16 protein-coding genes are annotated in these 13,797 nt (G+C 70.7%); 4 read left to right on the top strand and 12 right to left on the bottom strand.

The features are described from left to right. The first annotated feature begins 24 nt into the window (after positions 1-24). Complete coding sequence (locus AB0O28_RS23540) at positions 25-996, top strand: YafY family protein (RefSeq protein ID WP_363643501.1); 972 nt, start codon at positions 25-27, stop codon at positions 994-996. 4 nt (positions 997-1,000) lie between these two features. Here the strand turns inward: AB0O28_RS23540 and AB0O28_RS23535 are convergent, their stop codons facing one another. Genes AB0O28_RS23535 through AB0O28_RS23520 form a run of 4 tightly spaced genes read right to left on the bottom strand, consistent with a single transcriptional unit; the run spans position 1,001 to position 4,976 of the window. Next, positions 1,001-1,753 (bottom strand): SDR family NAD(P)-dependent oxidoreductase, encoded by a 753-nt coding sequence (locus AB0O28_RS23535; RefSeq protein WP_363643499.1) that lies wholly within the window; start codon positions 1,751-1,753, stop codon positions 1,001-1,003. After that, positions 1,754-3,142, bottom strand: coding sequence for an MFS transporter (locus AB0O28_RS23530; RefSeq protein WP_363643497.1), 1,389 nt, complete (start codon positions 3,140-3,142; stop codon positions 1,754-1,756). Between the two features lie 42 nt (positions 3,143-3,184). Continuing rightward, positions 3,185-3,766, bottom strand: coding sequence for a TetR/AcrR family transcriptional regulator (locus AB0O28_RS23525; RefSeq protein ID WP_363643495.1), 582 nt, complete (start codon positions 3,764-3,766; stop codon positions 3,185-3,187). 37 nt (positions 3,767-3,803) lie between these two features. After that, positions 3,804-4,976: an FAD-dependent monooxygenase gene (locus AB0O28_RS23520; RefSeq protein WP_363643493.1), complete on the bottom strand. Its 1,173-nt coding sequence runs from the start codon at positions 4,974-4,976 to the stop codon at positions 3,804-3,806. Positions 4,977-5,031: 55 nt separating this feature from the next. On the opposite strand from AB0O28_RS23520, the gene AB0O28_RS23515 reads away from it, so the two are divergent. Both AB0O28_RS23515 and AB0O28_RS23510 read left to right on the top strand, forming a co-directional pair. Continuing rightward, positions 5,032-5,601 carry a PadR family transcriptional regulator gene (locus AB0O28_RS23515; protein ID WP_363643491.1) on the top strand — a complete coding sequence of 190 codons (570 nt, stop codon included), beginning with the start codon at positions 5,032-5,034 and terminating at the stop codon, positions 5,599-5,601. A gap of 49 nt (positions 5,602-5,650) precedes the next feature. Next, positions 5,651-6,619 (top strand): aldo/keto reductase, encoded by a 969-nt coding sequence (locus tag AB0O28_RS23510; protein ID WP_363643489.1) that lies wholly within the window; start codon positions 5,651-5,653, stop codon positions 6,617-6,619. 100 nt (positions 6,620-6,719) lie between these two features. On the opposite strand, the gene thpR is transcribed toward AB0O28_RS23510, so the two are convergent. From thpR to AB0O28_RS23480, 6 genes are all read right to left on the bottom strand, one after another. Beyond that, the gene (gene thpR, locus AB0O28_RS23505; protein ID WP_363643487.1) at positions 6,720-7,289 is read right to left on the bottom strand and encodes an RNA 2',3'-cyclic phosphodiesterase; all 570 of its coding nucleotides are present in this window, start codon (positions 7,287-7,289) and stop codon (positions 6,720-6,722) included. After that, positions 7,252-8,505 (bottom strand): MFS transporter, encoded by a 1,254-nt coding sequence (locus AB0O28_RS23500; RefSeq protein WP_363643485.1) that lies wholly within the window; start codon positions 8,503-8,505, stop codon positions 7,252-7,254. Before AB0O28_RS23500 ends, thpR begins: the two co-directional genes overlap by 38 nt. A gap of 5 nt (positions 8,506-8,510) precedes the next feature. Further along, on the bottom strand, positions 8,511-8,954 hold the full coding sequence (locus tag AB0O28_RS23495; RefSeq protein ID WP_363643483.1) for a MarR family transcriptional regulator: 444 nt from the start codon (positions 8,952-8,954) through the stop codon (positions 8,511-8,513). A 159-nt stretch (positions 8,955-9,113) separates the two neighbouring features. After that, positions 9,114-9,539, bottom strand: coding sequence for a VOC family protein (locus tag AB0O28_RS23490; protein ID WP_363643481.1), 426 nt, complete (start codon positions 9,537-9,539; stop codon positions 9,114-9,116). Positions 9,540-9,549: 10 nt separating this feature from the next. Continuing rightward, positions 9,550-10,032 (bottom strand): helix-turn-helix transcriptional regulator, encoded by a 483-nt coding sequence (locus AB0O28_RS23485; RefSeq protein ID WP_363643479.1) that lies wholly within the window; start codon positions 10,030-10,032, stop codon positions 9,550-9,552. 76 nt (positions 10,033-10,108) lie between these two features. Then, entirely contained in the window at positions 10,109-11,572 is a 1,464-nt protein-coding gene (locus AB0O28_RS23480; protein WP_363643477.1) for an NCS2 family permease, read from the bottom strand. A 136-nt stretch (positions 11,573-11,708) separates the two neighbouring features. Here AB0O28_RS23480 and AB0O28_RS23475 point away from each other — a divergent pair, with 136 nt between their 5' ends. Further along, positions 11,709-11,969, top strand: a complete 261-nt coding sequence (locus AB0O28_RS23475; protein ID WP_363643475.1) for a DUF2530 domain-containing protein — start codon at positions 11,709-11,711, stop codon at positions 11,967-11,969. A 44-nt stretch (positions 11,970-12,013) separates the two neighbouring features. Here AB0O28_RS23475 and AB0O28_RS23470 read toward each other — a convergent pair whose 3' ends face one another. Both AB0O28_RS23470 and AB0O28_RS23465 read right to left on the bottom strand, forming a co-directional pair. Further along, on the bottom strand, positions 12,014-12,415 hold the full coding sequence (locus tag AB0O28_RS23470) for a nuclear transport factor 2 family protein (RefSeq protein WP_363643473.1): 402 nt from the start codon (positions 12,413-12,415) through the stop codon (positions 12,014-12,016). A 124-nt stretch (positions 12,416-12,539) separates the two neighbouring features. Next, positions 12,540-13,739: an RNA-guided endonuclease TnpB family protein gene (locus tag AB0O28_RS23465; protein WP_363643471.1), complete on the bottom strand. Its 1,200-nt coding sequence runs from the start codon at positions 13,737-13,739 to the stop codon at positions 12,540-12,542. Positions 13,740-13,797 lie beyond the last annotated feature (58 nt).

Genomic DNA, 13,797 nt, shown 5'->3' with positions numbered 1-13,797 from the left:
CTGAAGCGCCGTCAGACTGAGGACATGCTGGAAACCTCGGCGCGGCTGCTGCGCCTGCTGTCGTTGCTCCAGGCCAGGCGCGACTGGCCCGGCGCGATCCTGGCCGAACGGCTCGGCGTGAGTGAGCGGACGGTGCGCCGCGACGTCGACCGGCTGCGCGAACTCGGCTATCCGGTGGAGTCCACCCGGGGCACGGACGGCGGCTACCGGCTGGTCGCGGGGACGGCGATGCCGCCCCTGCTCCTCGACGACGAGGAGGCGGTGGCCGCGGCGATCGGGCTGCGGGCCGCCGCCGGCGTGACGGGCGTCGAGGAGGCGGCCGAGCGCGCCGCCGCCAAGCTCGAACAGGTGCTGCCGTCCCGCCTGCGCCGCCGCGTCGGGGCCCTGCAGACCTACACCGAACCGGTGCCGCCCGATCGGCCGGGTCCGGCGGTCGACCCGGCCGTGCTGAGCGTGCTGGCCGCGGCCTGCCGCGACCGAGAACGGCTGCGGTTCGACTATCGCGGCCACGACGGCTCCTCCGGCGTCCGGGTGGCCGAGCCGTACCGGCTCGTGTCCTGGGGGCGCCGGTGGTACCTCGTGGCCTGGGACGTCGACCGCGACGACTGGCGCACGTTCCGGGTGGACCGCATCGCGCCGCGCACTCCCACCGGCCCGCGCTTCCCGCCCCGCGACCCGCCGGAGGGCGGAGCGGCGGCGTACGTCGCCCGGGGCGTGTCGTCGGCGGCCTGGCGGCACCGCGCCCGGGTGCTCGTCCACGCCCCGGCCGAGGAGGTCGCCGCGCGGATCAACCCCGCCGTCGGCGTCGTGGAGGACGTCGACGGCCATACCTGCGTGCTCGCGACGGGAGCCGACACCGTGAACTCGCTCGCCGTCCACCTCGGCCTGCTCGACCTCGACTTCGAGGTCACCGGCCCGCCGGAACTGGTCGACCACCTGCGCGCCCTCACCGCCCGCTACGCCCGCGCGACCGCCGCCGCGGCCGAGGGGCCATGAGGGGTCAGGCTGAGGCGCCGCCGTCGAGCACCAGATCGAGCCCCACCGCGAAGCCGGCGTCGTCCGAGGCGAGCCAGAGCACGGTGCCGGTGATCTCGTCGAGGGTGCCGACGCGGCCGATCGGCAGCGACTCCCTCATCCGGGCGGCCCGGTCGTCCTCGGTCTCGCCGGGGCGCTTGGACATGTCGGTGTCCAGCGGCCCCGGGCTGACCGCGTTGATCCTGATACCGTCCCCGATGCACTCCAGCGCCGCCGTACGGGTCAGGGCACTGACGGCCGCCTTCGACGCGGCGTATGCGCTCAGCCCGGCCCGGCGCGTGTGGGCCCCGATGTTCGACGCGATGTTCACGATCACGCCCGATCCCTGGGCGCGCATCGCGGCGATCTCGTGCTTCAACGCGAGGAAGACGCCCGTCGTGTTGACCTGGAGGACACGTGCCCAGTCCTCCTCCGGCATGTCCACGACGGTGCCCGCCGCGAAGATCCCGGCGTTGTTGACCGCGACGTCGAGGCGGCCGAACCGGGCGACGATCTCGCCGACGAGCCGGGCCACGGCGGCCGAGTCGGTCACGTCGACCGTGATCGCGGCGGCCCGGCCGCCCTCGGCCTCGATCAGCTTGACGGTCTGCTCCAGCGCCTCCGGGCTCCGTGCGGCGGCCACGACGGTGGCGCCCTCCCGGGCGAACCCCTGGGCGAGCGCCCGCCCGACGCCGGAACCCGCTCCGGTGACCAGCACGACCTTGTCCGTGAATCTCATTTATCGCTCCCTTGTCTGCGTGAGGGCTGTCCGGGTGAGGACTGTTCGGGTGAGGGCTGTTCGGGTGAACGCGACGGCGACCGCCGCCGCCGTGAGAAGGAAGACCGGGGCCATGGCGGTGAGGGCGAATCCGTAGCCCTCGGTCACGGCCCGGGCGCCGCCCGCCGATACGTGGCCCGCGCGGGCCTCGGCGAGCGCCACGAGTACGGCGAGGCCCACCGTCGGCCCCGCCTCCATGGCGGTGTTGACCAGTCCCCCGGCCGCCCCCGCGTCCTCGGCGGGCACGTCGTCGAGGGCCGCCACGGTGGCGCCGGAGAAGGCCAGTCCCGAGGCCACCGGGAAGACCAGCAGCCCGGCGAGCACGCTTCCGCCGGCCGCGACATTGCCGAGCAGCAGCATCGACACCGCCGCGAGAAGCAACCCGGCGACCAGCACGCGCCGCACGCCGAAGCGGCGCAGCAGGCGGCCGCTCACCGGCCCCATGACCACGACCAGGAGAAAGGGCAGGAAGGCCAGGCTCGTGGAGATCGGCGACATCCCGCGCACCTGCTGCATGTGGAGACTGAGCAGGAACGTGGTCGTCGCGCTGGCGGCCGCCGTGACGAAGACGACGAGCAGGGCGGCGCCCCTGCGGCGGTGTGCCACGAGCCGGGGCGGCAGCAGCGGCCGCGGCGACCTCGTCTGAAGGACGAAGAAACCGGACGTCAGCAGCAGTCCGGTGACGGTGACGGCCGTCGCGCCCTCCAGCAGGCCGTAGGCGAACGTCACCAGCCCCGCCGTGGCGAGCAGCGCACCGGGCACGTCGAGGCGGACCTCCGCACGAGGCGCGGACGGCAGCAGGAAGGCCCCGGCGGCCACGGCCGCGACGCCGACGGCGGCGGGCAGGAGGAACGACCAGCGCCACGAGCTCACGGCTGCGACGAGGCCGGACAGCAGGCTGCCGGCGACGGCCCCGGTGACCGACAGGGTGCCCCACACGGCCAGAGCGCGCTCACGCTGCCGGACGTCCGGGCGGAGCCGCGTCACCAGGGAGACGGCCGCGGGGGCGGCCATCGCGGCGCCCACTCCCTGGGCGAAGCGCGCGGCGAGCAGGACGGCGTGGTCCGGAGCCAGCCCGCCCACCGCCGACGCCAGTGCGAGCAGGGCCATCCCGGCGAGGAACACCTCCCGGGCGCCCCACCGGTCGGCGAGCTTGCCCCCGAGGAGCAGCAGCCCGCCGAAGGTCAGCCCGTACGCCGAGGTCAGCAGCGCCAGGTCTCCCTGTCCGAGGCCGAACTCCCGCTGGACGGCCGGCAGCGGCACGGTGAGGAGAGTGATCGCCGCGACCAGCGTGACCTGCGCACCGCCGAGCACGGCGAACGCCGCCGTATTTCTAGACTGATCAGTCAAGAATGAAGGCATGAAAAGCGCACTCCTCTTTCCACGGAGAGATCAGCGGAGCATCGCGAGGGCGTGGGCGGCGGCGTCGCGGATGCGCGCGGGGTCGCCGCGGCTCTTCCCCATCACCCGCAGCCCCTGCAGGAAGACGAGCACGAACCGCGCCAGCGCCCGAGGGTCGGCGTCGGCGGAGATCTCCCCCTGGGCCCGGGCGCGAATGAGCGCCGAGGTCAGCGCCGTCTCCAGGCTCGTCCAACTGGCCTCGACGAGCCGGGCGACCGGCTCGTCGTCGGGCATGAGTTCGGTGGCCGCGTTCACGACCATGCAGCCGCGCCGGTCGGGATCGCGGATCGAGTCCTCGGTGTAGCGCTCGACCAGGGCCCGCACGGCCGGCAGGGCGGGACCGGGCTGCGACAGCATCTCGACCAGGTTCGGGTCGCACATCTGCGCGTACCGCTCCAGCGCCTTCACGTAAAGGTCGTGCTTGCCGCCGAAGGTGGCATACAGGCTGGCGCGGCCGATGCCGAGATGCTCGACCAGGTCGGCCATCGACGTGGCCTCGTATCCGCGGCGCCAGAACAGGTTCAGGGCCCGCCCCAGCGCGACGTCGGGGTCGAACTCCTTGGTCCTCGCCATGCCCTGAACTCTAAGCCATATGAGAACGATCAGTCAATTAAGCCGTGACGCGCTCGTCCCAGGCGATGCGGTGGTCGTACATCCAGGCCAGCGCGTTCCGCTTCTCCACCTGCCGCATGATCACGGGAAGGATCAGGTCGCGGACGAAGGCCCCGCCGGCGCCCGGCGCCTTGCCGTCCCCGTTGCGCTTGCCCTGCGCGACGACGCGCTCGACCCGCTCGCGCCGCAGCCGCTCGAAGGCGGCGAACGCGTCCGCGGTGTCCGGCAGGTCGCGCAGGCACTTGGCCAGCACCACGGCGTCCTCGATCGCCATCGACGCGCCCTGTCCGGAGGACGGCGAGGTGGCGTGGGCGGCGTCCCCGACGAGGACCATGCGCTCGGTGAACCACTTCGGCACGGTCGGGAAGTCGTAGGTGGTCCAGCCGGGCAGGATGTGCGGGGTCGCGGCGATGATCTCCCGCATCGGCCCGGTGTCGCCCTCGAACAGGTCCATGAGGCGGGCCCGCCACCGATCCGGGGTGATCGCGGCGAGCTCCTCCCGCGTGGGCTCCCTGCGGCTCGGCGGATTGGCGAACCACCACACCTCTCCGTCCGGGTGGATCAGATACCCGAAGAAGCACCGCCTGCCGAAGACGAAGTAGTAGCCCCCCGGCCTGCCCGGCACCCGCACCCCCTCGACGAAGCCGCCCGTGTTCAGCAGCCCGACGTACCGGGCGCGGGGGGCGTCGGGGTCGATGAGGGCGCGGGTGCGCGAACGCAGCCCGTCGGCGCCCACCAGCAGGTCGCCTTCGGCCTCACTGCCGTCCGCGAAGACCGCGCGCACCCCGTTCGGGGTGGCCGAGGCGTCGGCGAGCCGCTTGCCGTAGTGGATGGGTACACCGCGCCGTACGGCCTCGTCGCGCAGTTCCCGGTAGAGGTCGGCGCGCCGGAGCGAACGGCTCGGCTGGCTCGTGGTCGCCAGCAGCCTGCCGCGGGCGTTGCGCATCTCCATGAACGGTGTGTCCATGCCGAGGTCGCAGACGAGGTCGCGCAGATCGAGCAGCCGCAGGGCCTCCAGGCCGTTGCGCGCGAGCGTGAGGAAGGAGCCGACACCCTCGGCGCCCCGGTCGTAGGCCTCGAAGATCTCGCTGTCGATTCCGGCGCGCCGCAGCGCCATGGCCGTCACGGGACCCGCGATCCCGCCGCCGATGATCAGAGCTTTCTTGGTCATGCAATGACTATACATATTATGACTATTTTGCGGCAAGACCTCTATGATGGGCGCCATGTCCACACGGCGTTCTCCCCTGGCCACGGCCGTGCTCGCCCTGGTCTGCGAGTCGCCGATGCACGCGTACCGGATGCAGCAGTTGATCAAGGAGCGGCACCAGGACGACGTGGTCAACGTGGCGCAGCGCAACAGCGTCTACCAGACGATCGAGCGCCTGCTCCGCGACGGGCTGCTGGCGGTCCGCGAGACCACCCGCGAGGAGAACCGGCCGGAACGCACCGTCTACGAGGCCACCGAGCTGGGCCGGGAGACGCTCAAGCAGTGGATGCGGACCATGCTGTCCACCCCTGCACGGGAGTTTCCCGAGTTCCCCGCCGCGCTCGCCTTCCTGCCCGTGCTCACGCCGGAGGAGGTGCGGGCCGCGCTGCGGCAGCGGATCGCGGCGCTGGAGGGGCGGCTGTCCGCGCTCGACGCCGAGATGGCCGACAGCCTGAGCTTCGTGCCCCGCCTCTTCCTCGTGGAGTCCGAGTATCAGCGGGCCCAGATCGCCACGGAGCTGGAGTTCGTGCGAGGCCTCGCCGACGACCTGAACGAGGGCCGCCTCGCCTGGGACTACCGGATCTGACGCGCGCCGGGCTCGACTGGAGTCCACTCCAGGTACCTAGGGTGGGGGCATGGAATACGGACACCTTGGCCGCACCGGCCTGCTGGTCAGCAAGCTCTGCCTGGGGACCATGAACTTCGGTCCGCAGACCACGGAAGAGGACTCGTTCGCGATCATGGATCGCGCTCACGAGCTCGGCCTGAACTTCTTCGACACGGCCAACGTCTACGGCTGGAAGAAGGGCGAGGGGATCACCGAGAACATCATCGGCCGCTGGTTCGCCCAGGGCGGCGGCCGTCGTGAGCGTACGGTCATCGCCACCAAGCTGTACGGCTCGATGGGCGACTGGCCGAACGAGGAGAAGCTGTCCGCGCTGAACATCCGGCGGGCGGCGGAGGCCTCGCTGCGCCGCATGCAGACCGACTACATCGACGTCTACCAGGCCCACCACATCGACCGGGACACCCCGTTCGACGAGTTCTGGGAGGCCATGGACATCCTCAAGCAGCAGGGCAAGATCCTGTACGTCGGCTCGTCGAACTTCGCCGGCTGGCACATCGCCAAGGCCCAGGAGTCGGCCCGCCGCCGGAACACCCTCGGCCTGGTCAGCGAGCAGTCCCACTACAACCTGCTCGTCCGCGCGCCCGAGCTGGAGGTCATCCCGGCCTGCGAGGACTACGGCCTCGGGCTGATCCCGTGGAGCCCGCTGGCGGGCGGCCTGCTCGGCGGCATCCTGCGCAAGATCGACAAGGGCCGTTCGGCGTCCGACATGATCGCTGCCCAGCTCGACAAGCACCGCGACAAGATCGAGCGGTACGAGGCGTTCTGCGACGAGCTCGGCGAGGACCCGGCCAACGTCGGACTGGCGTGGCTGCTGCACCAGCGGGCGGTCACCGCGCCGATCATCGGCCCCCGCACGGTCGAGCAGCTCGACGGCACGATCCGGGCACTGGAGATCGAGCTGGACGACAAGGCACTCGCCCGGCTCGACGAGATCTTCCCCGGCTTCAAGACCGCCCCCGAGGAGTACGCCTGGTGATCAGGCGGTGTTGAGGAGTGCGCCGACGATCACGATGAGCACGAGCAGCGCGAGCACCGTGGGCAACAGCCAGCGACGAGGACGATCCACGCCATGGAGCCTAGTCGCGGACTGCCAATGGGTACGCCTCGACCTGCTCGTACCGCACGCTCGCCCCGGTGTGGCTGCGTACGAGGTGCACCGACGACACCTCCCAGCGCCGTCCGCCGAAGGCGCTCAGGGCGCCGACCAGGGGGCGCAGGTCGTCGCCGTGGCGTGACCGGGTTCTCGAACGGGCCAGGGTGAGATGGGGATGGAACCGCTTGCGGTCCGTCTCCGCCGCCCCGGCCCGCCGGGCCCCGGCCGCCACCGAGCCCGCGAGCCGGGTCAGTGCCGGTCCGGCGTCCAGGCCGACCCAGAAGATGCGTCCGCGGGAGGCGGAGGGAAAGGCCCCGGCGCCGCCGAACGACACCGTCTCGGGGGAATAGCGGCCGGCCGCCCGGGCCAGCCGTACGCGCAGCTCGGGCAGGACATCGTCGGGCACCTCGCCGAGGAAGGCCACGGTCACGTGCCACAGCGCGGGGTCGACCCAGCGCAGCTCCGTCCACTCGGCACGTACGGGCTCGACCGCCGTGGCGATCTCCGCCAGCGCCTCAGGCGGCGGCAGCAGCGCCACGAACAATCTGCTCACGTGCCGATTCTTCCCTGGCAGCCACGCGTGCCGCGACCATCCGGGTCACCAGCACCGCCAGGCAGACGCCGCACATGCTCAGCACGCCGGCGGCCACGACCGAGACCCGGGGACCGGCCAGTTCGGCGAGCCAGCCGACCAGCGGGGATCCGATCGGGGCTCCCCCGGTGAAGACCAGCACATAGATGCCCATCACGCGGCCGCGCATCTCGGGCGAGGCGCCGAGCTGCACGATCGTGTTCGCGGTCGTGTTGACCGTGATCATCGCCATGCCCGCGGGGACGAGCATCAGCAGGAAGGCCGGGTATCCGGGGACGAGACCGGCGGCGACCTGGAACAGCCCGAAGCACAGCGCCCCGGCGATCAGGAAGCGGGGGCTCGGCTTGAGCCTGCGCGCGGCCAGCAGCGCCCCGCCGAACGCCCCGACGGCGAACGCGCTGGACGCCACGCCGAAGGAGGACGCGCCCGCGCCGAACGCCTGCTTGGCCATCAGCGCGATGCTGGTCGAGAAGCTCTGCGCGAAGATCGCCATGAACGCCACGAGCAGCAGCGGCAGCAACAGGTCGGGGCGGCCGCCGACATAGCGCAGGCCCTCCCGCAACTGCCCCTTGCCCCGTGGCACCGGCTCCGGCGAGCGCAGCTCGGACGCCCGCATGAGCGCGAGCCCGGTGATCACGGCGGCGAACGACACCGCGTTCAGCACGAAGATCGGACCGGTGCCCATCCAGGAGATCAGCAGGCCGGCCACCGCCGGGCCGACGACCCGGGCGAGGTTGAAGGTCGAGCTGTTCAGCGCGATGGCGTTGGGCAGGTCCCGGCGCCCCACCATCTCGACCACGAACGACTGCCGCGTGGGCACCTCGACACAGGACACCAGGCCCAGCGTGAACGCCATGGCGTACACGTGCCAGACCTGGGCCGTCCCCGTGAGGACCAGCACGCCCATGGTGAGCGCCAGCAGCCCCATGAGGGTCTGGGCGGCCATGAGGATCCGGCGCTTGGGGTAACGGTCCGCGATCACCCCGCCGAACATCCCGAACAGCATCGTCGGCAGGAACTGCAGCGCCACGGTGACGCCGAGCGCCGAGCCGCGGCCGTGCGCGAGGTCGAGGACCAGCCAGTCCTGAGCGGTGCGCTGCATCCAGGTGCCGACGTTGGAGACGACGCCGCCGGAGGCGAACAGGCGGTAGTTGTAGTTCCGCAGCGAGCGGAACATGCCGCCTACATCGTGGACAGCTTCTCCAGGATCGGCGCCGCCGCGCGCAACGTCGCCCGTTCCTCCGGCGTCAGGTCCTTGAGCCGCTGCGCCAGCCAGGCTTCCTTCGTCCGGCGTTCCTCCTTGAGCAGCGCCGCCCCCTGGGCCGTCACCCGCACCGTCACCTGCCGGCGATCGGTCGGATGGGGGCTGCGTTCCAGCAGGCCGCGCTCCTCCAGCTTGGCGATCACGCGGGTCATCGAGGGCGGCTGCACCTTCTCGTGCTCCGCGAGCTCGCCGGGGGTCATTGCGGTGTGGCGCTCGACGGCGACGAGCGTCGCGAGCTGTGTGGGCGTCAGTGAGTGGTGCGCGGCCTGCTTGCGCATCCGTCGCGTCAACCGGGCGAGGGACACGCGCAGGGCGGACGCGAGAGCGGCGTCGCTGCGCAAGTTCTGGGCGTTCGTTAGCATGACTCATTACCTTTGCTAACTATATGTTTCATGCCCGCATTCCTCCAAATCGTCCGGCTCTGCGTGGGGATCGCGACACACCGTACCGGCGCGGTCCGGGGCATGAACGATCAAGGCCCGGCCCCCGTGTGGGGGCCGGGCCTGTGTACGCGCATCGCGTCAGGCGAAGTCCTCCGGCGCGAACTCCTTCGGCTCGACCAGGACGAGCCAGTTGCCCTGGTTGTCGCGGATAACCGCCTCCACACCGTACGGCCGGTCCGCGGGCTCCTGCAGGACCGTCACGCCCTTGGCCGTGAGCTCCCGGCAGGTCTTGCGGCAGTCGTCCACGCGCAGCCCCAGGGCGCCGGCCTGGCCCTTGTCGAGCTGCCTGCGATAGAAGTCGGCACCCTCCTCGTCGAGCGGCGGCCCCGGCTTCATCAGCGTGATCTCGAGTTCCGGCTGGTCCGGGTGGTTGATGGTGACCCAGCGGAACCCGTCCAACTGGACGTCGGCGTTGGGGACGAAGCCGAGGACGTCCACGTAGAAGTCGCGGGCCTCGTCCTGGTCCCGGCAGTAAAGCGTGATCAAGGAGACGTTCCGAATCATGCGCCAGATGCTACTTTGACCCCTCTGACCTGGGCTTCTCCGAAATTGCACAATCGTCGTCCCGCTTCGGCGCACCACGCAGGTCGAGCACTCCGTTCATGAACAGGAAGCAGCCGGGGACGCGGGGGCCGCCGCGCGCCGCCCACCGGTCGCGGTACTCGCTCGGGCTCTCTCCCACCATCCGGCGGAACTTGGCCGAGAACGACCCCAGGCTGCTGAACCCCACGGCCATGCAGACCTCGGTCACGGTCAGGTTGGCGAACCGCAGCAGGTCCTGGGCGCGCTCAAGCCGCCGCCGGGTGAGGTAGCGCATCGGCGTCTCGCCGTACGCCGCCTCGAAGCAGCGGACGAAGTAGAACTTGGAGACCCCGGCGACGGCCGCGAGCCGGTCGAGATCGAGCTCGCTCCGGTAGTCGCGGTCCATGCGGTCCCTGGCCAGGCGCAGCCGCGGCAGCAGCTCCACCGGCACCGTCCGCTGTCCCCTCACGGCCACGTCACGACCCTAATCCGGCCCACCGACAAACAGAGGCCGCCGCGGCACGGCCACGGCGGCCTCCGTACGGCGCGGGTCAGGACAGCCCGAGCAGGCTCTTGATGGGCTCCAGCGCGAAATACACGACGAACAGCGCGCCCACCAGCCACATCAGGGGGTGAAGGTCGCGCGCCCTGCCGCGGAACACCTTGATGGCGATGTAGCTCACGAAGCCCGCGCCGATGCCGGCGGTGATCGAGTACGTGAACGGCATGAGCACGATGGTCAGGAACGCGGGGATCGCGGTCTCGAAGTCGCTGAAGTCGATCTCCTTGACCTGGGTCATCATCAGGAAGCCGACGACCACGAGAGCCGGGGTCGCCGCCTCGAACGGCACGATCTCCGTCAGCGGGGCGAAGAACATGGCCAGCAGGAACAGCACGCCGGTGACGATGCTCGCCAGACCGGTACGCGCGCCCTCGCCGACGCCGGCCGCCGACTCGATGTAGGTCGTGTTGGACGAGACGCCGGCCGCGCCGCCGGCCGCCGCCGCGAGTGAGTCGACGAGCAGGATCTCCTTGGTGCGCTCGACGGTCCCGTCCTCCTGGACCAGGTTCGCCTGGCGGCCCACGCCGACGATCGTGCCCATGGTGTCGAAGAAGTCGGCGAGCATGAGGGTGAAGACGAACATCACGGCCGCCAGGCCGCCGATCTTGGCGAAGCTGCCGAACAGGCTGAACTGGCCGAGCAGCGACAGGTCGGGCAGCTCGATGAAGTTCTTCGGCCACGCGGGCACGTTGAGCGACCACCCGTTGGGGTTGCTCCCGTCGGGAGTCTGCGGCCCGATCTTGCCGATCCACTCGACGATCATGGCGAGCACGGTCGTGCCGACGATCCCGAGCAGGATGGCGCCCTTGACCCTGCGGGCGACGAGGAAGGCCGTCACGAGCAGGCCGACGACGAAGACGAGCGTGGGCCACCCGGTCAGCGAGCCGTTGCCCAGCGCGCCGAGCTTGACCGGGACCGTGGTGTTGCTCGCGTCCGGCATGCGCCGGACGAACCCGGCGTCGACGAACCCGATCAGCGCGATGAACAGGCCGATGCCGACGCTGATCGCGGTCTTGAGCTGTGCCGGGATGGCGTGGAACACCGCCACCCGGAAGCCCGTCACCACGAGGATCGCGATGACGATGCCCTCGAGCACCACCAGGCCCATCGCGTCCTCCCACGACATCTGGCTGGCGATGCCGAAGGCGAGGAAGGCGTTCAGTCCGAGGCCGGTGGCCAGGGCGAACGGCACCCGGCCGAAGACGCCCATGATGATGGTGAGGATGCCGGCGGCGAACGCGGTGGCCGCGGCGACCAACGCGATGTTGGGGTTCTCGCCGTCACCGAGGAACTGGCCCGTCTTGTCGGCGACGGTGCCGATGATGAGGGGGTTGAGCACCACGATGTAGGCCATCGTGAAGAAGGTGGCGAAGCCGCCGCGGACCTCCTGTCCGACGGAGGATCCACGGGCTGAGATGGAGAAGTATCGATCGAGAAAATTAGGGGTGTTCATGGGGTTCGCATTCACGCGCGCAGAGTCGCAGGCCCTTACCATCCGCGGAAAGAGCCAGGGGAGCAGCGTTGTCCTTTCGTGACCGGTTTGTCATGAAGATACCGGGTCGCTGCCGTGACCTTCTAAGCTGGCTGGCGTGAGCGAGCGCCGCCCGGACCCCATGCCTCTCAGAACGAGGGACACCCTCACGATCCTGGCCGGGACGGTCATGTGGGTGATCGCCCTGGCCGTCGTGCTGCTGGTGGTCAAGCCCGCCGGCCCGCGGCCGGTCTGGGTCTGCGTCGCCGGGATCGGCCTCGGCCTGTTCGGCCTCGTGTACGTCCGCCGCCGCGACGCCCGGCTGAGCGAGTCCGTCCCCGCCGCCGACGTGGGCGAGTCGGAACCCCGCCGCCCCTGAGGGGCGGAACGCGACAACCGTCGCCAACGCCGGCCCGTGGCCGGTCAGTGATCAGCGGGTTCCCACCACGTCAGGTGGGCGCTCGCCTCGGACACCGGCTCGATGATCTCCCACGCCTCCGCGATCAGCCCGCCGTCGAGCCGCCAGATGTCGACGACCGCGATCTCCGGCCCGGCACCGGGCAGCCGGCGCCGCGAGTGCATCACGACGTGGTCACCGTCGGCCAGCACGTGCCGGATCTCCACCTGCATGCCGGCGAGCGGGACGAACGCGGCGCGGACGGCGGCGAGCCACTCCGCCTTGGTCCTCGTCGCGTCCGGCCGGTGGTGGACGAAATCGTCGCTCAGCGACGGCGCGAGCGCGTCGACGTCACCTGTCGCGATCAGCGCGGCCAGCGCCTGCCGCACGATGCTGCCGTTGTCTGTGGTCATGTCCTTGGTTGGCATGACCGGCAGTGTTTCCGCCGTTGGCGTGGATTGTCGATGAAGTGGCATTTCATCGGCGTACGGCTCGCCCGGGATTGACGCGCTCCCCGGCCTGAAGGCCGGGGATTCAGCCCGTGCCGCGCGTTCACGTGACACCTCTGAGGCTTCCTGCTTCCTCGCGCTGTGCCAGGCCAGGGCCTGGTCTTACCCGCGCTCCACAGGCGTTTGGTCTCTCCGCCCGTCCGGCGGCGAGGATGTTCTTGGCGGCGTTGACGTCCCGGTCGTGGACCGCCCCGCAGGGGCAGGTCCACTCCCGGACGTTCAGCGGCATGGACTCGGCCAGTGCCCCGCATTCCGAGCACAGCTTGGAGGAGGCAAACCACCGGTCGATCCGGTGAAAGACCCGCCCGTACAGGCGAGCCTTGTACTCCAGCATGGTCACGAACTGCGACCAGCCCGCGTCATGCACGCTCTTGGCCAGCCTGGTGCGCGCCAGCCCCTTGACCGCCAGGTCCTCCACGTAGATCGCTTGGTTGTCGCGGACTATCCGGGTGGACAGCTGGTGGTGGAACTCGCGGCGCGCGTCGGCGACCTTCGCGTGCTGGCGGGCAACCTTCTGCCGGGCCTTGGCCCGGTTGTTCGATCCCTTGGCTTTGCGGGACAACGCCCGCTGGAGCCGCTTGAGCTTCTTTTCGGCCCGGCGCAGGAAACGCGGGGAGTCGATCTTCCGGCCGTTCGACAGGGCCGCGAAGGCCGACAGGCCCAGGTCGATCCCCGCCTCGGGCTCGACCGGCGGCAGGGGCCGCTCGGCGACCTCGACCACGAACGATGCGAAGTACCGCCCGGCGGCGTCCTTGACCACCGTCACCGAGGATGGTTCGGGGGGCAGGTCCCGCGACCAGCGAACCGGCACATCGCCGATCTTCGGCAGGCGCAGCTTCCCGCCCGCCGTGACCTGGAACCGGGCGTTGCGGGTGAAGCGGATCGCCTGCCGGTTGTCCTTGCGGGACCGGAACTTCGGCGGGGCGACCTTCGGCCCCTGCCGCTTGCCCGTGATGGAGGCGAAGAAGTTCCGGTAGGCGGTGCTCAGATCGGCAAGCGCCTGCTGCAACACCACGGCTGAGACTTCGGCCAGCCAGGAGCGTTCCGGGGTCTTCTTCGCCTCGGTGATGACCCGCGTGGACAACTCCCCGTCGCAGATGTACGGCAACCCGGCGGCGTGGGCTTCCCGCCGCAGGCGCAGCCCGTCGTTGAACACCACTCTGGCGCACCCGAAGGCCCGTGCCAGCGCGTGACGCTGACCCGGCGTCGGGGACAGGCCGGTAGTTGTACCGAAGCCGCACACCAAGGTTTTACCATCCGTTGATGGGCGAGTACGGGGAGTCAGGGCAAGCAGGGGCGGC

It is taken from the genome of Microbispora sp. NPDC088329, assembly GCF_040685655.1.
In the GTDB taxonomy this organism is placed as follows: domain Bacteria; phylum Actinomycetota; class Actinomycetes; order Streptosporangiales; family Streptosporangiaceae; genus Microbispora.
This window is presented reverse-complemented; position numbering and strand designations above follow the sequence as displayed.

Bases quoted from the DNA above. Each gene is read 5' to 3' on its own strand.
- AB0O28_RS23495 (WP_363643483.1), bottom strand. From the start codon at position 8,954: ATGCTAACGAACGCCCAGAACTTGCGCAGCGACGCCGCTCTCGCGTCC.
- AB0O28_RS23490 (WP_363643481.1), bottom strand. From the start codon at position 9,539: ATGATTCGGAACGTCTCCTTGATCACGCTTTACTGCCGGGACCAGGAC.
- AB0O28_RS23510 (WP_363643489.1), top strand. From the start codon at position 5,651: ATGGAATACGGACACCTTGGCCGCACCGGCCTGCTGGTCAGCAAGCTC.
- AB0O28_RS23500 (WP_363643485.1), bottom strand. From the start codon at position 8,505: ATGTTCCGCTCGCTGCGGAACTACAACTACCGCCTGTTCGCCTCCGGC.
- AB0O28_RS23535 (WP_363643499.1), bottom strand. From the start codon at position 1,753: ATGAGATTCACGGACAAGGTCGTGCTGGTCACCGGAGCGGGTTCCGGC.
- AB0O28_RS23520 (WP_363643493.1), bottom strand. From the start codon at position 4,976: ATGACCAAGAAAGCTCTGATCATCGGCGGCGGGATCGCGGGTCCCGTG.
- AB0O28_RS23480 (WP_363643477.1), bottom strand. From the start codon at position 11,572: ATGAACACCCCTAATTTTCTCGATCGATACTTCTCCATCTCAGCCCGT.
- AB0O28_RS23515 (WP_363643491.1), top strand. From the start codon at position 5,032: ATGTCCACACGGCGTTCTCCCCTGGCCACGGCCGTGCTCGCCCTGGTC.
- AB0O28_RS23540 (WP_363643501.1), top strand. From the start codon at position 25: ATGCTGGAAACCTCGGCGCGGCTGCTGCGCCTGCTGTCGTTGCTCCAG.
- AB0O28_RS23470 (WP_363643473.1), bottom strand. From the start codon at position 12,415: ATGCCAACCAAGGACATGACCACAGACAACGGCAGCATCGTGCGGCAG.
- AB0O28_RS23525 (WP_363643495.1), bottom strand. From the start codon at position 3,766: ATGGCGAGGACCAAGGAGTTCGACCCCGACGTCGCGCTGGGGCGGGCC.